Below are 18,881 nucleotides of genomic sequence, written 5' to 3' on the forward strand. Positions count from 1 at the left end.
TTGGGGTTCGTGGCGGGCATTTGGTGGTCGACCCGAGAGGCGAAATTCGTCCGGATCAAGACGGACTTCGTCCTCGACCTCTCCTTCTACATCATCGTCGCGGCCTTGGTCGGTTCCCGCATCCTTTACATCGCCATCGACTGGCAGCGGTACGTCGAACACCCGCTGGACGTGATCAAGATCTGGGAAGGCGGTCTCGTGTTTTACGGCGGATTTATCGGGGCGGCCACCACGAGCCTCTATTACATCCGGAAGCACCGCCAGAGCTTCTTGAAGGTCGCCGACGTCTTCATGCCGGGGCTGGCCCTCGGACATGCCATCGGGCGCCTGGGCTGCTTCGCCGCCGGCTGCTGTTACGGGCGCCCTGCGGACCCGCATTCCTGGTGGTCGGTCGTTTTCCCGTCAAACCCTTATTCGCTCGCCCCGGCGGGCGTGCCGATCATTTCGAGCCAACTCTTGGAGTCCGGCTCCGAGTTCCTGATCTTTCTCCTACTCGTTTTCTTCCGCCGCCGGAAAAGTTTCGACGGCCAGATCTTTCTCCTCTATTTGGTTTTTTACAGCGTCAGCCGCTCGTTTTTGGAGACGCTCCGGGGGGATTCCGTGCGCGGATTCCTGATTCCCGGGTGGTTGTCCACGTCCCAATTCATCAGCATCGGGCTGGTGATTCTGGCGGGATTCATCTATTATTCTCTCCACAAGAGAAGCCGGAGGACTCTGATATGAAAAAAATCGCCCTGCTGTTGATCGCGCTTGTCTCCCTCGCCGTCACGGCCTCCTGCACCAAGGTGCTGGTCCACGGGCGCGACAAGGATATGGACCCGGTCACCAAGCTCTTCGGCACGTCCACCGAAGTGGCCTACAAGGTGGGCAAAGAGGCGCTGATCCGGCTGGGTTACAAGATCGAGAACGAGGACGACAAGACCGGGACGATCCTCACCAACTGGAACAGCACCAAGGCGACGTCCCATTATGTTGACCTCTTCGACCGCAAAGATTATGGGACCGTGGGTGCGTACTACCGGCTCAAGCTCGAGGTGACGGAGAGCGTGGGGGGCAAAACTCAGGTGGCGGTCTCGGCGCCGGTCCGTTCGCTCATCACGGGGCGGCTCAAGACGTCCAATCGCGAGGAGAAAAAAGTCCTGAAGAAGATCACCGATCTTTTGCGCACGGACGATTTTTCGATGACCAATGTCGGAGTTGAAGAAAAATAACGACTACCGCGCTACTCTCAACCTCCCGCAAACCGCCTTCCCCATGAAGGCGGAACTGGCCAAAAAAGAACCGGAGACCTTGAAGAGATGGCGGGAGATCGGTCTCTACGGCGCGATCCGCAGGAAGAACGCCGGCGGGCCCAAGTTCGTCCTGCACGACGGCCCGCCGTACGCCAACGGCAACATCCACTTCGGCCACATCCTCAACAAGACGCTCAAGGACATCATCGTCCGCTACAAGAGCCTCAAGGGATTCGACAGCCCCTACGTGCCCGGCTGGGACTGCCACGGGTTGCCCATCGAGCATCAGGTCGACAAGGACCTGGGCGCCAAGAAGAAGGGCATGGGCAAGCTCGAAATCCGCAAGGCCTGCCGGGAGTACGCGAAGAAATTCGTCGACATCCAGAGGGAGGAGTTCAAGCGCCTGGGGGTCCTGGGCGACTGGGAGAATCCCTATCTCACGATGAACTACCCGTACGAGGCGGCGATCGCCCGCGAGTTCGGGCGGTTCGTGCGCGGGGGCAACGTCTACAACGCCCTGCGGCCCGTCCTCTGGTGCGCGAGCTGCCGCACGGCACTGGCCGACGCCGAGACGGAGTACGAGGAAAAGGACTCTCCGTCCATCTACGTGCGTTTCGCGATCGACCCGAAAACGGCGGAGGAACTGTCCCCTCAACTCGCCGGCAAGAGAGTCTCGATCGTCATCTGGACGACGACGCCCTGGACGCTGCCGGCGAACCTCGGCGTCGCCCTGCACGCGAATTACGACTACATCGTCTTCCCGTACAAAGACGAATACTTCATCGTCGCCAAGCAGCTCCTGGCGGCCTTCGCCAAGTCCCTGGGCCTTGAAGAAGAACCCGACGCGGTCGTCCGCTTTTCGGGCAAGAAGTTGGAGAACAAGGCCTGCCGGCATCCCTTCTTGTCCCGGGAATCGAAGATCGTCGTCTCGGACCACGTCAGCCTCGACACCGGCACCGGCTGCGTCCACATCGCGCCCGGACACGGCGAGGACGACTACCAGGTGGGGCTCAAGTACGGACTCCCCATTTTGAGCCCCGTCGACCACGCGGGCCGGCTGACCGAGGAGGCCGGGGTCCCGGAATGGACGGGACAAAAGGTCTTCGAAGCGAACCCCCTGGTCATCCAAAGACTCAAAGACCGGGGCGCCCTCGTCTCGGAGGAGAAGATCCGGCATTCGTACCCGCATTGTTGGCGCTGCAAGAATCCCCTGATTTTCCGGGCGACGGAGCAATACTTTCTCTCTCTCGAAAAAAACAACCTGCGCGCCAAGGCCCTGGACGCCATCCGGCGGACCCAATGGATCCCGTCCTGGGGGCGGGAGCGCATCTACGGCATGATCGAGCGGCGCGGCGACTGGTGCCTCTCGCGTCAACGCAGTTGGGGCGTTCCGATCGTCTCTTACCGCTGCGGCGAGTGCTCGGAGCTTCTCCTGGACGCCGGCGTCATCGAGAAGGTCGCCGACCGGTTCGAGACCGAAGGCTCCGACATCTGGTTCGACGACTCTCAGAACGAAAAGCTGCTTCCCGCGGGGCGGCCCTGCCCCCGTTGCAAGGCGGAAAAATGGCGGAGGGAACAGCACATCCTGGACGTCTGGTTCGATTCCGGCGTCAGTTTCGCGGCCGTGTTGGAGGCGCGCAAGGAACTTAAGTTCCCGGCCGACCTCTACCTGGAGGGGAGCGACCAGCATCGCGGGTGGTTTCATTCGTCGCTCCTGGCCTCCATCGGCACGCGGGGGAAGGCGCCCTACGAAACGGTGTTGACCCACGGCTTCGTCGTCGACAGCAACGGCAAGAAATATTCCAAGTCCGCCGGCAACTACGTCCCTCCCGACAAGGTCTTGAAAGAGAGCGGCGCGGAGATCCTCCGGCTCTGGGTCGCGGCGGAGGACTACCGGAACGACATCCGCGTCTCGAACGAGATCCTCACGCGGCTGACGGAGGCCTACCGCAAGATCCGGAACACGGGCCGGTACCTCTTGGGGAATCTTTTCGATTTCGACCCGGCGACGCCACTCCAAGACGTGACCTTTCACGAAATCGACCGGTGGGCCCTCCATCGGCTGCAGAAGCTCGTTCAGAAGGCCGGCGACGCCTACGAGGGCTACAACTTCCACATCATCTTCCATGAGTTGAACCGCTACTGCACGGTCGAATTGTCGGCCTTCTATTTGGACATCCTCAAGGACCGTCTCTACACCTTCGCCAAAAAGGATCCGGCGCGGCGGGGGGCCCAGCGCGTCCTTTTTGAGATCGCCTCGACGCTCGCCCAGATCATCGCGCCGATCCTCTCGTTCACGGCGGAGGAAATTTGGCAGCACCTGCCCTCGTTTTCGGGCAAGGCGGAGTCGGTTCACTTGACGGACTTTCCGGTCGCCGACGAACGGTGGGTCGACGAATCGCTGGGGGCCCGTTGGGACGACTTTCAAGCCGCGCGGGACGAGGTCCTCAAGGTCCTGGAGAAGGCGCGGCAGGCCAAGAGGATCGGCACCTCGCTTCAGGCCAAGGTCGTCCTCACGGCGACCGACGAGCCGGAACGCCTCTTTAAGAGCTTCGGAGCGGAGCTTCCCGATCTGCTGCAGGTCTCCCAGGTCGCCTGGGGCACGGCCCTTTCCCCCACGGCCGACCGGAGCGAGCGTTTTCCGACCCTTTTCATCGAGGTCCAACCGGCGGACGGAACGAAGTGCGAGCGCTGCTGGCGATTCAGCCCGCGCGTCGGCGAGTTTCCGGATCACCCGGCCGTCTGCGAGAGGTGCCGGGACGTCCTATGACGATCTCAAACAAAGAGAAGGCCAAGACCCTCGCGGTCATCACGCCCCTCGTCTTCCTCCTCGATCAGGCGTCGAAGTGGCTCATCCGGCAAAACCTCGCCCTCGGCGACATTCATCACGTCTTGACGGGCCTTTTCGACATCGTCCACGTCCGGAACCGCGGTGCGGCCTTCGGTTTCATGGCGGGCCTGCCCGAGTCGGTGCGTCTTCCGTTCTTTTTCATCGTCTCCTTCCTGGCCCTCGGGCTTATCACGGCCTATTTTTTCCGCATGAAGGACGGCCGGAGATCCGTCGCCGTGTGTCTGGCCCTGATCTTGGGAGGCGCCCTGGGCAACATCTGGGACCGCCTGACCCTGGGAGAGGTCGTAGATTTTCTTTCATTTCACTGGTATGACCGGATCGCGAACTTCAGGGTGGCCGGATGGGTGCTCCGGTTCCGCCTCGAATGGCCGGCCTTCAACGTGGCCGACATGGCTATCTCAATCGCCGTCGCCTGGCTCATGATTCTGATGCTGAAACCACCCAAGGAAGGAAACTAACCATGCGTCCGTTCCTCTTCACCGTCGGAAGCGTCAAAGTCCCGTCCTTCTTCTTCTTCATCATGGTCGCGACGCTGGCCTGCACTTTCTACCTCTACTTCCGGTCCAAGAAGAACGGCATCCAGCCCGAGGCCATGCTCGACATCGGCATCATCGGAATGCTGGCGGGGGTCCTCGGGGCGCGGATCTTCCACATCCTGGTCGAGGCGCCGGACTATTATTGGGAGAAGCCGATGCGCGTCTTCGAGTTTTGGCGCGGCGGCTTCGTGTCCTGGGGGGGATTTCTCGCGCTCGTCATCGCGCTCCCCACCTATTTCAAGATCCGGAAGCTGCCCATCATGGTCTACATGGACTACTTCGCGACAGGCGCGCCGATCATCAAGTTCTTCGTCCGCGTCGCGTGCCTTCTGACGGGCTGCTGCTACGGCAAGCCCACGGACCTTCCTTGGGCGATCACATTCACCAACCCGGCCGCGACCGCCTACTATTATTTTCCGAACACGCCCCTCCACCCCTCTCAGGTCTATTCGATGATCCACGCGACCCTGCTCTTCTTCCTGGTCAAATGGTACTTCGGCTTTTCCCACGACGTCGTGAACGGAAAGGCCGTCTCCAAGAGGGGACATATCGATGGCGAGACGATCGCCGTCTTGACCATGGGCTGGACACTGCCCAGGGCCCTGCTGGAATTCTTCCGGGGCGACGCCGACCGGGGCCTCTGGTTCGGGGGGACGACCTCCACCGGCCAGATCACGGGGGGAATCATCTTCCTCGTCGCCCTCGCCGTCTTCCTGCTCCTCCGGCAAAGGGCCAAAAAGGCCGCCGGGGTCTGATGATCCAGGAAGTCTTCATCCTTTACGGCTGTGTCCTAGCCGCCATCACGACCCTCTTTCATCTCAAGGGAGTCCCGTTCGTCCGCGAGTCCCTCTCGGCATTGGTCGCCGTCCTTCTGGTCTATCCGGCCTTCTGGCACACGCAAAAAAGGCGGCTCCCCATCGTCTTTTTCGAGAGGGACGCCGCGCACGCCCTGAGGTCCGTCCGGCTCTTCACCGTCACGGCCGCCGTGATCTTTCCCCTCTTCTTCCTCGCGGCGCATTTTTACCAGACGTTGATCTTCGGCCTGGAGTTCAGCACGCGCGGCCTCAACTGGAGCTGGAGCGAAGCCGCCATCCAGGTCCTGCTGGTCGCCCTTCCGGAGGAGTTCTTTTTCCGCGGCTATCTGCAAAGCGCCCTGGCGACTCGTTTTCCCAAACGCTTCCGCCCTTTGGGGCTCAAAGTTCTGGAGGTCTCCTGGGCCGTCCCCCTGACCTGCCTGATCTTCGCCGCCTCCCACAGCATCATCACCTTCCGCTGGTGGCACTTCGCCATCTTCTTCCCGTCGCTCGTCTTCGGCTGGCTCCGCGACCGGACGGGCGGACTCATCGCCCCCGTCCTCTTTCACACCGCGAGCAACCTGGCGATGCGGCATATCGGACAGTTATATAGATGACGGTCACGATCCATCTTGAAGACCCGGATTTCGTGATCGTGGAGAAACCGGTAGGTATTTCGACGCAGCCGCTGTCGTCCCGTAGGGGCATGGCGCGCCACAGCGCAGCAGTCCCGCCGCGGGATGCCCCTACATTGGCCCATCAGGTCTCCGCATCCTTCCCCGAGATTCAATCCGTCGGCGGTTCCGATTGGGGCGCCGTCCACCGGCTGGATCGGGAGACCTCGGGGCTCGTCGTCTTCGCCAGGAATCAGAAGGCCTACGAGGCCCTGCGCCGGGCGTTCTCCAAGAACGAGGTCGAGAAGGAATATGCGGCGTTGGTGGAAGGAGAAATTCAACAGGCCGGAACGATCAACTGGCCCATCGGGCCGGATCCCAAGAGCGACAAGCGGGTGAAGGTGTACCGGAACGTCGCGGAGGCGAGGAGGATGAAGGCACAGGAGGCGGTGACCATTTATATGCCCGTAGGGGCGAACCTCGTGTTCGCCCCATCAACGCTGCTTCGGGTTACCATCAAGTCCGGTCGCCGCCACCAGATCCGCGCACACTTGGCGGCCCTGGGGCATCCGATTATCGGCGATGAAGTGTACGGGTCGCCACAGGCCGGGCGAACACAAGGTTCGCCCCTACGATTACACCTCCACGCCTCGCGCCTTAGATTCCGGCATCCGCGGACAGATCTGCGGGTGGAGGCGTCCTCCCCCGCCTCCTTTTCCGAAGCGCCTGTATAAGCTCCCGGAACTCCTCCATCCTAAGGGCCCAGCCCGCCGCCGCGTAGGCCGCCACGCCGATGGCGATGTGAACGGACAATGTGGCGGCCGCCGCCCATCGTCCCAGCATCGACGCCGGACTTCCGCCGAGAAGAGGCACGTAACGACGGATCGCCCAAACCGCCGCCGCCATCAGGATCGTCGCGACGACGGTGCGCCCCGTCCCAAAGAGGATCTTCGTCAAACCGAGGGCCCCGACCTTTTTCCTAAAATCGACCAAATGCATGACGAAGTTGAAGAGCGAGGCCAGACTGATGGCCAGCGCCAGCCCCAGGTGCTTCAGAGGTCCCATCAGAATCAGGGCGAGAACGAAATTCACGATGACCGACAGGTTCGCGGCGCGCACGGGAGTCTTGGAGTCCTGCAGGGAGTAAAAGGCATTGGAGGTCACGCGAACGCCCGAGATGAAGGGCAGTCCCGCCGCGAAACAGACCAGGGCCCACGACGTGGCCGCGGTGGAGGCGTCCCCGAAATTTCCGCGGTGGAAGAGCGTGCGGATGATGTCGTCGGAGAGGATCATCAGGCCGCCGGCGGCGGGTATCGTGATAAAAAAAATCATCCTCAACGCGAAACCGAAGGTTTTCTTCAACTCGCCGAGGTTGTCCGCGGCGGCGTGATCCGAAAAGGTCGGCAGGACGACCGTCGCGAGCGATACCGCGAAGACACCCAGAGGGAACTCCATCACGCGGTCGGCGTACCAGAGATAAGACACGCTCCCCGTCGGAAGAAACGACGCCAGGAACGTACTGGCGATGACGTTGAACTGGTAGACGGCGGCCCCGTACGCGGCAGGCACCATCATCCCCAGGATTTTCTTCACCGCGGGGTGCGAAGGGTCCCACGTAAGGCGGGGCCAGAAATGAAACTCCGCCAGAAAGGGAAAGTGACACGCAAGCTGCAGAATCCCGCCGCCGATCACCCCGACGGCCAGACCCAACACGGGAGGATCGAAATACTTCGTGAGCACCAAGGCGCCCAGGATGATCCCCAGATTCATGAAAATAGGCGCCGCCGCGGGCGAACTGAAATGCTTGCAGGAATTGAGGATCCCCATCGCCCAGGCGGCCATCGAGATCAGGAAGATGTAGGGAAACATCACGCGGGTCAGCTTCACCGTGAGCGCGAATTTCTCCGGATCGTTGGAGAACCCCCAGGCCGTGAGCTTGACCAGAACGGGCGAAAGAAGGATGCCGGCGAGCGCCACGCCGACCATCACCAAGGCCTGGATCGTGAACGTCACGTCCACCACCCGCTTGGCCTCGTCATGGGATTTCTTCAAATATTGCGTGAAGACGGGAACGAAGGAGACGGTGAGCGCCCCCTCGGCGAAAAGGCGGCGCAGCAGGTTCGGAATCCGGAAGGCGACGAAGAAGGCGTCCGCCGAGGCGAGCGTGCCGAAGGCGTAGGCGATCGCCATGTCCCGGAGAAGCCCCGCCACGCGGCTGACCAGCGTGAAGAAACCGACGGTCCCCGCCCTCTTGGCGATGCTTCGACGCTCAGTCATGGGTGGAGAGAGTCCTTGACACACTTTCCGCGCGAATGCTAGGTCTTCGCGACATTTTTCACGAAATATTAAGGAGTTAAGTCATGGCGGAAGAAAAAGCGGCGGGCGAAAAAGCCAAACGGAAGGTCCCCAAGGGCCGTCACCTCTCGGCCATCAAGCGGCACCGGCAGAGCCTGAAGCGGAAAGAGCTCAACACCGGATTCCGGGGGGCCATGCGGACCGCCGTGAAGAGGGTGATCGACGCCGTGAACAAGAAGGACGCCGCCGCCGCCAAGACCCTCCTCCGGGACGCCGTCTCCAAGCTCACCAAGGCCGGCAACAAGAACCGCGTGCATCACCGCCACGCCTCGCGCCACGTCGGACGCCTGTCCGCGATGGTCGCGCGCCTCGGCTAGCTACCGGCAGAGTTCCATCAACAACCGCTCGAACAGCAGATTATTGTCGATCGGCGAGCTCTTGAGCGCCCAGTCGGCTTGAAAGATCTTTTCCCGCCTCCGTTCGAGGCCGGAGACGTCGAAGACCGCCGCTTGTCTCTGGTATTCCCTAAGAAAGAACGGCGGCACGCCTCCCGCGTCCCCTTCCTTGACCTTGCTCAAGATCCGGAAGTGCCTCGCGAGCAGGGCCAGGAGGGCGATCGGAGACTCCCCGGACGTCTCCATCTTGCGAAACAGCCTCAGAGCCCGCTCGAGATTCCGCGCAGCGACGGCGTCGGTCAGATCGAAGATCGACCTCCACGAAACTGCCGTCACGCAGGCCTCGACGTCGGCCAGGACGATCTTCTTGTCTTGGCCCTTCAGCAGATAAATCTTTTCGAGGGCCGACTGAAGGGCCGAGAGGTCGTTGCCCACCGCCTGGACGAGCCACTGGGAGGCCTGAAAGTCGATCGAATATTCCGCCTCCCGCGCCTCCTCCGCGACCCATTGAGGGGCCTCGCGCGCATCCAGCGGCTTGAACTCGCGCAGTTTGCCGGCCTTTCCCACCTTCTGCCAAAACGACGTCCGCATGTCGGCCTTGTCGGCGCTCAAAATCACGTCGGTCGTCTCGGGGATCTTCGGCAGGAGCTCCGTCAGGCCCTCCATCTCCCCTTTTCTCAGGGCGTGAGCGTTCCGGACGAGAATCACGCGCCGGGCGGCCATCACCGGCAGAAGCCCGGCCAGATCGGCCAATTTCCGCGTCTCGACCTCGGGGCCTTCCAGGACGTCGAAATTGAAGTCTTTGGCGGCCGGATCGACGCGCTCCGCGAGGAGCTTGTCCAGGGCTCTTCGAAGGAGGAGGGCTTCTTCACCGACCAGTGCGAAAATCATGGTTTATGACACCACGAGGTTGATGAGTTTGTTGGGGACGTGAATGACCTTGGCGACGCTCTTGCCCTCCAAGAAGCGTTTCACGTTCTCGTCCTTCAAGGCGAGGTCGCGGGCCGCGTCTTGGCCAAGCCCCGCGGGCGCCTCGAGCCTGGCGCGGACCGTGCCGTTGACCTGGACGACCAAAAGGATTGTCTCGACTTTGAGCGCCGACTCGTCAAAGGCGGGCCATCGCGACAGTGAAACCAGGTCCTGACGGCCCAGCAGTCTCCACAACTCCTCGCCCATGTGCGGCGCGAACGGGCTCAGGAGTTGCGCGAAGGACTCGAGAGAGGCCCGCGAGGGACTTCGCCCGAGATCGTGCAAGGCGTTGTAGTATTCCATCAGGGCGGCGATGGCCGTGTTGAATTGAAAGCGGTCCAGGTCCTCCGTCACCTTCTTGACGGTTCTGTTCCGCCAGCGTTTTTCCTCCTCGCCATCCGGCCCGAAGGAGTCGATCGATTCTTGGACAAGTGTCCAAACGCGCTTGAGGAACCGGTAGGCGCCTTCGACGCCCTGGTCGTTCCAATCGAGATCCTTCTCCGGCGGCGAGGCGAAGAGCGAAAAGAGCCGGGCCGTGTCCGCCCCGTAACGTTCGATCAGGTAGTTCGGATCGACGACGTTCCCCTTCGACTTGCTCATCTTCGCGCCGTCCTTGATGACCATGCCTTGGGTCAGCAGGTTCTTGAAGGGTTCGCGGACGCCGGCGTCGAGGAAGCCCAGGTCGACCAGGACCTTGGTGAAGAATCGCGAGTAGAGGAGATGGAGGACGGCGTGCTCGATCCCGCCGATGTATTGGTCGACACCGCCGTCCTTCATCCAATAAGCGACGGCCTTGGGGTCGAACGGAGCCTTGTCGAACCTCGGGGAACCGTAGCGCAGAAAATACCAGGAGGACTCGACGAAGGTGTCCATCGTGTCTGTCTCGCGGCGAGCGGGTTTCGCACATTTGGGGCAATTCACGTTGACGAACGAGGCGATCTTCGCGAGCGGGGAGCCACCCTTGCCGGTGAACTCGACGTCGAGCGGGAGTTTCACCGGCAGGTCCTTCTCCGGCACCGGCACGGTGCCGCAGGCGTCGCAATATACGATGGGGATCGGTGCCCCCCAGTAACGCTGGCGGCTGATGCCCCAGTCGCGGAGTTTGTAGTTGAGGGTCTTGCGACCCATTCCTTTCTTTTCGATGTAGGCGACGATCTTCTTCTTTGCCTCCTCCGAGGGCAGGCCGGTGAATTGCTGCGAATTCACCAAAACACCAGCATCTTCGAACGCCTTTTGTAGGGGCCGTTCATGAACTGCCCCTACGGGATCGATCACAACCTCGATCGGAATCCCGTAGTTCTTCGCAAACTCAAAATCACGCTGATCGTGAGCCGGCACGGCCATGACGGCCCCCGTGCCGTATTCCATCAAGACGAAATTGGCCGCGTAGACCGGGAGTTTCTTCCCCGTGAGCGGGTTCATCGCAGAGACGCCGGTGAAGACCCCTTCTTTCTCGTAATCGTCGGTCAGGCGCTTGGCCCTGTCCATTTTGGCCGTCTTTTCCGCGAATTCCCGGACGGCCTTCTCCTGGGGAGTCCCTCTCGAAAGCTCCAAGGCGAGCGGGTGCTCGGCCGCCAGCGACATGAACGTGGTGCCGTAAAGGGTGTCGGGACGCGTCGTGAAGATCTTGATCGCTTGTTTCTTCCCCTCGATCGGAAAGTCGACCTCCGCCCCCTCGCTCTCCCCGATCCACTCGCGCTGCATGGTGAGCACGCGCTCGGGCCAGCCCTTGAGGTGGTTCGTTTCGTCGAGCAGCTCCTGGGCGTAGGCCGTGATCTTGAAAAACCACTGGTCGAGAGGCCGCTGCTCGACCGTCGAGTCGCAGCGCCAGCATCTCCCCTGCTCGACCTGCTCGTTGGCGAGCACCGTCTCGCACTTGGGGCACCAATTCACGAACGAGCGCTTTTTGTAGGCCAGCCCTCTTTCATACATCTTGAGAAAGACGAGCTGTTCCCAGCGGTAGTATTCGGGCCGGCAGGTCGCGATCTCGCGTTCCCAATCGTAGGAAAACCCCATCTTCCGGAGTTGGACCTGCATGGAGGAGATATTCTGATCCGTCCACTTCGCGGGATGGGTCTTGTTCTCGATCGCCGCGTTCTCCGCGGGCATGCCGAAGGCGTCCCAGCCGATGGGGTGCAGGACGTTGAACCCCCGCATCTTCTTATAGCGGGCGATGACGTCCCCGATGGAGTAATTGCGGACGTGCCCCATGTGGATCCTGCCGGAGGGGTACGGGAACATTTCCAGGCAATAGTATTTGGGCTTGGAGCCGCCTTCGGAGGCGCGGAAGGTCTTTTGATCCTCCCAGACCTTTTGCCACTTCGGTTCGACGGATTGGGGATCGTAGGGTTCTTTCATAGAGGATCTTCAGGTAGCATCCACCCCGAAGCCGCGTCAATTTACAACCACACCCGGAACCAATACAGCACCCGTTCGCGCAATTTCTCCAGCCACGACCTATGCTTCCAGGCCTCCCAGACCACTTCCCGGGCGCCGGCCAGGTCCTTTCCGAATTGCGCCTCAAGGACCGCCGCGGGCTTCTCGTCGAAGCCGAAGAGGTTGACCTCGTGGTTCCGGAAAAAGCTCAAGTGATCCAGGTTGGCCGTGCCCACCGTGTACCAGGCCCCGTCGACCGAGGCGCTCTTGGCGTGCAGGATGCGTTCGGTGTACTCGAAGATCCGGACGCCGGCCCGGAGCATGCCGCCGTAGACCGCGCGCCCGGCCCAGCGCGCGATCGGCACGTCGCTCTCCCCCGCCGTCAGAATGCGCACGTCCACGCCCCTCCGCGCCGCCCGTTTCAGCGCGCGCCTCAGCCCCACGTCGGGCACGAAGTAGGGATTCGTGATGAAGATGCTCCTCCTGGCGTGGACAATCGCCGCCAGGTACTCCTGGCGGATCAAACTCCTCTTCTGCCAGCCGTAATTGGCGACAATTTCCCCGCGCGGCCTCCCCCAGTCGGCCGGGCGGGGCCTGCGGCCGAGCAGATCCCGCGGGCGTCGGCGGACGTCGTTCCACGACTCCTCAAAGAGGGCGCTCAAGCTCGCCACGAGACGCGGATCGGCCACCCGCGCCCCCGTGTCCCTCCACGCGGCGTCTCCGGAGGCAGCCCGCGAATACTCGTCCGCCAGGTTGAATCCCCCCAAGAAGGCGGTGTGCCCGTCGATCACAAAGAACTTCCGGTGCGTGCGGCGCGTGAGCTGGGTCCCCAAGGACAGGAGGGGGTGGAAGGACTTCACCGCGACGCCGGCATGGTCGAGCCGGAGAATAAATTCCTCCGACGTTCCCCGGCAACCGATGGCGTCATAGATCAGCCGGACCCGGACTCCGGCGGAGGCCTTCCGGATCAGGAGGTCGGCGAAGCGCACCCCCGTGCGGTCGCTGGCGAAGTAATAGAGCTCGACGTCGATGGACCGCGTCGCCAGGGCGAGGTCCCGTTCGAGGGCCTCGAAGTAGTCGTCTCCTTCAAAATAGAAACCGCCCTCCGCCATGAGGACCGACTGTACGCCATCCGAAGCGCTTTGCGAAACGGCGAAAATGTGCGATGAGTAGGGGATGAGAAAGGCGGCATGGGTCGTCGCGCTCGCCTTGACGGTCGCCTCTTCGGCGGTCCAGGCTGAAGAGCACTGCTGCCCCTGCCCTCACAGGGAAGCGGAGCCCGCCCCCGCCAAGAAAAAGGACTTGAACTTCGGCCTCCCGGTCGCCGGCGGACCCAATGCCGACAAGGCCGAGCCCATCGAGCTCAACCGCGACTACAGGCTCAATCACCATCAAAAAAAGGGGGCGAAGGATTATTTCTACCTCAAGCTCAAGCCCGGCGCGGAAATCACGCTGGGGCTCAAGGCCTTGGACAAGGGGATCGATCTCTCCTCCGGGCGGCCCAGGGAAACCTCAAAACCCTACGCCGGTGTGGAGCTTCAAGACCCCGAGGGCGAAAGGCTGGCCGCCCTTTCCATTGACGGCGAACCCCGCCGGCTCAGGCGGTCCGCCTATCAAGTCGTCCGGCCCGGCCGCTATGTCCTGGCCGTCGGAAGCGACACGGGGGACATGCACAAGGACCAGACGGTTTTCAAGGTGAGCCTCGTTCCCATGGACCTCGACTGCCCGGAGGGCGCGACTGGAGAAATCGACGTGGACGCGGCGGAGCCTCAAAGGAACTGCCTCGGTGGCGGCGATGAGCAGGATACCTTCCGTTTCAGGGCGCGCAAAAGGGAGATCTACCGGATCGACGCCGCCATGCCCGAGGGGACCGTCGCCGACTTGAGGGCGAAGCTGACGTATCGGAACCGGCTGAAGAAGACAAAAACCGTCGCCGAGGCGAGCGGTTCGGGCGGACGCGTCGCCCTGGAATCCGTGCGAATGCCCCAGGACGGCGACTATGTTCTCGAGGTGAGCCTCGCCAAGGCCTTGGCGGAAAATGTCCCCTACACGCTGACCCTGATCAAAACTTCGGGTCGTTAGGCCGCCTTTTCCAGACAGCATTTCTTATACTTCTTCCCGCTCCCGCACGGGCACGGGTCGTTGCGGCCGGTCTCGGGGCCGGTGTTGACGATGGGCGTCTTGGTGGGGGGCAGGATCGGCGATTCGCGGAAGCGCTTTTTTTGATCGTCCTTGGAGAGCTGGGCAATCTCCCAGCGCTCGTTCTCCGAGAGCCCGTTCTGCCACCACTCCACGCCCGGCTGGACGACCTCCGAGATCGCCTGCATGTTCTTGGGCACCTTTTTGCCCGTCGTCTCCTGATACCGCTCCAAGATGACCTTCAGGAGACGCTCCTGGGCCTTCTGGGTCTTTTCGTGGCGGTCCTTGGCCTCCTTGTGGGGGATGTTGTGGCGCTGTTCGAGGTCCTTCACGGCGCAATCGGCGCAGAGGATGACCACGACCGGCTTCTGAACCGTGGGCTTGGTCGTCGTGCCCATCTTGCCCTTCTTGTGGCAGAGGCCGCAGAGGCACCGGCCCCACTTGAGGACCTCGCCCTCGACCTTGGTCTGAATCCGTTTTTCGATGAATCGTTGCTGCACGGCACTCTCCTTGTTTGTCTAAGTCTCGCCGGGTTCGATCCACTTGTCCAGGCGGGGGGGATGGAACCGCTCGAATCGCTCGAGGAGCCCGTCCACGTCCGGCGAGGTCATCACGAGCGCCCGGTGTTTCTCCTTCACGAACCGCCTGCTCACCATTTCGTCCATGAACGCCAGAAGCGGGTCGAAATAACCCTCAACATTCAAGAAACCGCAAGGCTTTTGATGGAGACCCAACTGCCCCCAGGTGAGGATCTCGAAAATTTCTTCAAGGGTTCCGATCCCGCCGGGCAAGGCGATGAATCCATCGGAGAGGTCGTACATGAGCGTTTTCCGTTCGTGCATGGACTGGACCCGATGGAGCTTGGTCAGGCCCCCGTGCGCGACCTCCTTGGCAAAGAGGGCCTCCGGGATGACGCCGACCACCTCTCCGCCGGCGGCCAGGGCGGCGTCGGCGACGACGCCCATGAGACCCACGTTCCCCCCTCCGTAGACCAGCCGGATCCCGCGGTGCGCAAGCGTCGTCCCCAAGGCCCGCGCCGCGTCCGCAAAGACCGGGCGGTCACCGGGGCTCGAACCGCAAAAGACGCATACAGCGCCGATCATTGAAAAACTCCTTTCAATCGGCGCAGTACCAATGAGAAATGGATCAGAAAATGACTCATTGGTAGACTCCGAATCGGTTTCATTCTAGGGGTTCCTTACCTAGGGAGGTTCCATATGTCCACGCATGAGGTCTTCAACCAGCCCCCTCCCCTCGAGAACCTGAACCTATTCACCTCCGACGCCGCCCTGGTCGACGCGGTCTCGCGCGAGGGCGCTGGGGCCTTCATCGACGATCTGGCCCGTTTCGGCGAACTCCTGGGGAGACCCGAATCGATCCGCCTGGGCTTCGAGGCGAACGAAAATACCCCCGTCCTCAAGACGCATGACCGCTTCGGGAACCGCCTCGACGAAGTGGATTATCATCCTTCCTGGCACGAGCTCATGCGCCTCTCGGTCGAGAACGGGCTGCACAGCGGGCCGTGGAAGACGGACAAACCCGGGAGCCACGTCGCCCGCGCGGCCAAGATGTTCCTCATGAGCCAGGCGGAATTCGGACACCTCTGCCCGATCTCGATGACCTATTCGGTCGTTCCCGCGCTCCGGAAACAACCCGACGTCGCGGCCGAATGGGAAACTCTGATCACCTCCTCCGTCTATGACCGGCGCTTCGTCCCCGCCTCACGCAAGAAGGGCGTGATCCTCGGCATGGGGATGACGGAGAAGCAGGGCGGTTCCGACGTGCGCGCGAACACGACCAGGGCCGTTCCTCAGGGAAAGGGCGGGCCGGGCGGCGAGTACGTCGTCACGGGCCACAAGTGGTTCGTCTCCGCCCCGATGAGCGACGCCTTTCTCATCCTTGCCCAGGCCCCCAAGGGTCTCTCCTGCTTTCTCCTCCCCCGCTGGAAACCGGACGGAACGAAGAACCCCTTTTTCATCCAGCGGCTCAAGAACAAGCTCGGCAACCGCTCGAACGCCTCCGGCGAGGTGGAAATCGACGGCGCCTGGGCGCGGATGGTCGGAGAGGAAGGCCGCGGCGTCCCGACCATCATCGAGATGGTCAACCACACGCGGCTGGATTGCACGATCGGCTCGTCGTCCCTCATGCGGCAGGCGTTGGTCCAGGCCTTGCACCACACCGGCCACCGGAACGCCTTCGGCAAGACGTTGATCGACCAACCCCTCATGCGAAACGTCCTGGCCGACCTGGCCGTCGAGTCCGAGGCGGCGACCCTCCTCGCCATGCGGCTGGCCCACGCCTACGACCACGAAAACGACGGCTTCGAGGACGCCTTCCGCCGGATCGCCACCGCCGTCTCGAAGTATTGGATCTGCAAGCGCGCGCCCTCACACGTCTACGAAGCCCTGGAATGCCTCGGCGGCGGCGGGTTCGTGGAGGAATCCATCCTGCCCAGGCTTTACCGCGAGGCCCCGGTCAATGCCGTCTGGGAAGGGTCCGGAAACGTCATCGCCCTCGACGTCCTGAGGGCGGCGCAGAAGGAGCCTAAAACCCTGGAAGCCTTGATCGCCGAGATCAAGAAGGCTTCGGACATCCGCCTCGACCATCATTTGGACCGCATCTTGAATGCCGCAAAGAAGATTCCGGCCGACGAATCCCTGGCCCGGAGACTGGTCGAAGGTTTGGCCCTGGCCCTTCAGGCCTCGCTCCTCCTTCGCCGCGGACACCCGGCCGTCGCGGAAGCCTTCCTCGCCTCGCGCCTGGGCGGCGACTGGGGCCATGCCTTCGGGACCCTGCCGGCGACGGCGGATCTTGCGGCGATCATCGAACGGGCTCGGCCGAAGGTGGGATGAGGGGGTAACGCAATGGACTACATCGTCAATCGACGCGACATTGATTTCATCCTCAAGGAGCAGATCGGCTACGACAAGGTCCTCGCGCTCCCGCCGTTCAAGGACTTCACGGGAGATATGTTCGACATGATCATCGAACAGGCCCTCAAGTTCGCCCAGCAGGAGGTGGCGCCTCTGAACGCCTCCGGCGACCGCGAGGGCGTGCGCTTCGACGGCAAGTCCGTCACGACGCCCAAGGGCTTCAAGGAGGCCTATCGGAAATACGCCGAGAACGGCTTCATCAGCCTGGACGTCCCGACGACCTACGGGGGGCAGGGCCTGCCGGTGACCGTCATGATGCCCGTTGCGGAATTCATCACGGGCGCCTCGGTGTCCTTCTCGATGTATCCGGGTCTCACGCGCGGCGCGGCGCATTTGATCGAGGTCTTCGGGTCCGAGGATCTCAAGAACCTCTATGTCGCCAAGATGTACGCGGGCGCATGGGCCGGCACGATGTGCCTGACCGAGCCCCAGGCCGGCAGCGCCGTCGGCGACCTGAAGACCGTGGCCGTTCCCCAGCCCGACGGAACCTACAAGATCAAGGGCGGGAAGATCTTCATCTCCTCGGGCGACCACGACCTGACGGAGAACATCATCCACCTCGTCCTGGCCCGGATCGAGGGCGACAAGGAAGGCTCCACGAAGACCATCACGCTGTTCGCGGTGCCCAAGATCCGGGTGAACAAGGACGGGTCGCTCGGGGACCCCAACGACGTCAAGACGGTGAACATCGAGCACAAGATGGGTATCCGCGCCCAGGCCACCTGCACGCTGGCCTTCGGCGACAACGACGGATGCTTCGGCCACCTCGTGGGCGAACCGCGCTCGGGCATGAAGCAGATGTTTCAAATGATGAACGAGGCGCGGCTGCTCTGCGGCATGCAGGGCCAGGCCATCGCGGCCGCGGCCTACGAGCACGCCGTCAAATACGCGAAGGAGCGCATCCAGGGACAGGGCAAGGCGATCGTCACCTACCCGGACGTCCGCCGCATGCTCATGACCCAGAAGGCACTCGTGGAGGGCCTCCGCTCGATGCTCTTTCACGCGGCCCTCTACATCGACCTGGCGAAGTGCCACCCGGATCTGGAGGAACGCGCCAAGTATCAGGGTTTTGCCGACCTCCTGACCCCCATGTGCAAGGCCTACGGGTCGGACATGGGATTCAAGGTGACCGAGCTCGCCATGCAGACCTACGGCGGTTACGGCTACATCGCGGAGTATCCGGTTGAGCAGTACATGCGCGACGTGAAGATCTCCTCCATCTACGAAGGGACGAACGGCATCCAGGCCCTGGACCTCCTGGGACGGAAGCTGCCCCTGAACGGCGGGCAGACCGTCCAGCAATTTTACGCCATGGTGGACTCTTTCGTGACGGCGAATCAGAACGAACCGGCGCTCAAGGCCGAGATGGCGGAGTTCAAAAAGGCGCTCGATCTGATCGCCCAGACGGCGATGAGTTTCATGGAGATGACGGGCAAGGGCGACTTCAATTACCCGATGCTCTCGGCCTCCGACTTCCTCAACATGTTCGCGACGGTCGTCGTCGCCTACTACTTGCTGGACCAGTCGGTGCGAGCGCACGCCAAACTCGCTAAGCTCCTCGATGAGAAGGTCGACGATCCCTCGCAACACAAGAGCTTCATCAGGCAAAACGAGGAAGCGGCCTTTCTGGACGGCAAGATCAAGACGGCGCGTTTCTTCGTCCACCGCATTCTCCCGCAGGTCCGGGCGTCCTTCAAGGCCATCCAATCCGGCGACCGGAGCGCCCTGGAAATCGTCTTTTAGAGTC

The 18,881-nt window shown here is 62.3% G+C and carries 17 protein-coding genes; 11 read left to right on the top strand and 6 right to left on the bottom strand.

What is annotated here, in order from left to right; translation table 11 throughout:
- The 7 genes from lgt to VLJ37_07180 all read left to right on the top strand — a co-directional run.
- Positions 1–723, top strand: a 723-nt coding sequence (lgt, locus tag VLJ37_07150) for a prolipoprotein diacylglyceryl transferase (protein ID HSA59446.1), incomplete at its 5' end; no start/stop codon positions are given.
- Positions 720–1,211: a hypothetical protein gene (locus VLJ37_07155; GenBank protein ID HSA59447.1), complete on the top strand. Its 492-nt coding sequence runs from the start codon at positions 720–722 to the stop codon at positions 1,209–1,211. The genes lgt and VLJ37_07155, both read left to right, overlap by 4 nt.
- Positions 1,189–4,002: an isoleucine--tRNA ligase gene (gene ileS, locus VLJ37_07160; GenBank protein ID HSA59448.1), complete on the top strand. Its 2,814-nt coding sequence runs from the start codon at positions 1,189–1,191 to the stop codon at positions 4,000–4,002. Before VLJ37_07155 ends, ileS begins: the two co-directional genes overlap by 23 nt.
- Positions 3,999–4,541 carry a signal peptidase II gene (gene lspA, locus VLJ37_07165; GenBank protein ID HSA59449.1) on the top strand — a complete coding sequence of 181 codons (543 nt, stop codon included), beginning with the start codon at positions 3,999–4,001 and terminating at the stop codon, positions 4,539–4,541. Before ileS ends, lspA begins: the two co-directional genes overlap by 4 nt.
- 2 nt (positions 4,542–4,543) lie before the next feature.
- The gene (locus VLJ37_07170; GenBank protein ID HSA59450.1) at positions 4,544–5,374 is read left to right on the top strand and encodes a prolipoprotein diacylglyceryl transferase family protein; all 831 of its coding nucleotides are present in this window, start codon (positions 4,544–4,546) and stop codon (positions 5,372–5,374) included.
- A complete protein-coding gene (locus tag VLJ37_07175; protein ID HSA59451.1) occupies positions 5,374–6,030 on the top strand; it encodes a CPBP family intramembrane glutamic endopeptidase in 657 nt (218 codons plus the stop codon). The genes VLJ37_07170 and VLJ37_07175 overlap by 1 nt, the downstream gene beginning before the upstream one ends.
- Positions 6,027–6,761, top strand: a complete 735-nt coding sequence (locus tag VLJ37_07180; protein ID HSA59452.1) for an RluA family pseudouridine synthase — start codon at positions 6,027–6,029, stop codon at positions 6,759–6,761. Before VLJ37_07175 ends, VLJ37_07180 begins: the two co-directional genes overlap by 4 nt.
- Here VLJ37_07180 and murJ read toward each other — a convergent pair.
- Positions 6,685–8,304: a murein biosynthesis integral membrane protein MurJ gene (gene murJ / locus VLJ37_07185; GenBank protein HSA59453.1), complete on the bottom strand. Its 1,620-nt coding sequence runs from the start codon at positions 8,302–8,304 to the stop codon at positions 6,685–6,687. The genes VLJ37_07180 and murJ overlap by 77 nt on opposite strands.
- Before the next feature lie 83 nt (positions 8,305–8,387).
- On the opposite strand from murJ, the gene rpsT reads away from it, so the two are divergent.
- A complete protein-coding gene (rpsT, locus tag VLJ37_07190; protein ID HSA59454.1) occupies positions 8,388–8,699 on the top strand; it encodes a 30S ribosomal protein S20 in 312 nt (103 codons plus the stop codon).
- On the opposite strand, the gene holA is transcribed toward rpsT, so the two are convergent.
- Genes holA through VLJ37_07205 form a run of 3 tightly spaced genes read right to left on the bottom strand, consistent with a single transcriptional unit; the run spans position 8,700 to position 13,174 of the window.
- Positions 8,700–9,608, bottom strand: coding sequence for a DNA polymerase III subunit delta (gene holA, locus VLJ37_07195; GenBank protein HSA59455.1), 909 nt, complete (start codon positions 9,606–9,608; stop codon positions 8,700–8,702).
- 3 nt (positions 9,609–9,611) lie between these two features.
- Positions 9,612–12,044 (bottom strand): leucine--tRNA ligase, encoded by a 2,433-nt coding sequence (gene leuS, locus VLJ37_07200; protein ID HSA59456.1) that lies wholly within the window; start codon positions 12,042–12,044, stop codon positions 9,612–9,614.
- Positions 12,045–12,085: 41 nt separating this feature from the next.
- Positions 12,086–13,174 carry a phospholipase D-like domain-containing protein gene (locus VLJ37_07205; protein HSA59457.1) on the bottom strand — a complete coding sequence of 363 codons (1,089 nt, stop codon included), beginning with the start codon at positions 13,172–13,174 and terminating at the stop codon, positions 12,086–12,088.
- Between the two features lie 64 nt (positions 13,175–13,238).
- On the opposite strand from VLJ37_07205, the gene VLJ37_07210 reads away from it, so the two are divergent.
- A complete protein-coding gene (locus VLJ37_07210) occupies positions 13,239–14,144 on the top strand; it encodes a hypothetical protein (protein ID HSA59458.1) in 906 nt (301 codons plus the stop codon).
- Here the strand turns inward: VLJ37_07210 and VLJ37_07215 are convergent.
- Both VLJ37_07215 and VLJ37_07220 read right to left on the bottom strand, forming a co-directional pair.
- Positions 14,141–14,701 (bottom strand): SEC-C metal-binding domain-containing protein, encoded by a 561-nt coding sequence (locus VLJ37_07215; GenBank protein HSA59459.1) that lies wholly within the window; start codon positions 14,699–14,701, stop codon positions 14,141–14,143. The genes VLJ37_07210 and VLJ37_07215 overlap by 4 nt on opposite strands.
- A gap of 18 nt (positions 14,702–14,719) precedes the next feature.
- Positions 14,720–15,304, bottom strand: a complete 585-nt coding sequence (locus tag VLJ37_07220) for a TIGR00730 family Rossman fold protein (GenBank protein HSA59460.1) — start codon at positions 15,302–15,304, stop codon at positions 14,720–14,722.
- A 114-nt stretch (positions 15,305–15,418) separates the two neighbouring features.
- Between VLJ37_07220 and VLJ37_07225 the strand changes: the two genes are divergently transcribed.
- Both VLJ37_07225 and VLJ37_07230 read left to right on the top strand, forming a co-directional pair.
- Positions 15,419–17,053: an isovaleryl-CoA dehydrogenase gene (locus VLJ37_07225; protein ID HSA59461.1), complete on the top strand. Its 1,635-nt coding sequence runs from the start codon at positions 15,419–15,421 to the stop codon at positions 17,051–17,053.
- A gap of 12 nt (positions 17,054–17,065) precedes the next feature.
- On the top strand, positions 17,066–18,877 hold the full coding sequence (locus VLJ37_07230) for an acyl-CoA dehydrogenase (protein ID HSA59462.1): 1,812 nt from the start codon (positions 17,066–17,068) through the stop codon (positions 18,875–18,877).
- The last annotated feature ends 4 nt before the right edge of the window (positions 18,878–18,881 follow it).

It is taken from the genome of bacterium, assembly GCA_035454885.1.
GTDB lineage: Bacteria > UBA10199 > UBA10199 > JACPAL01.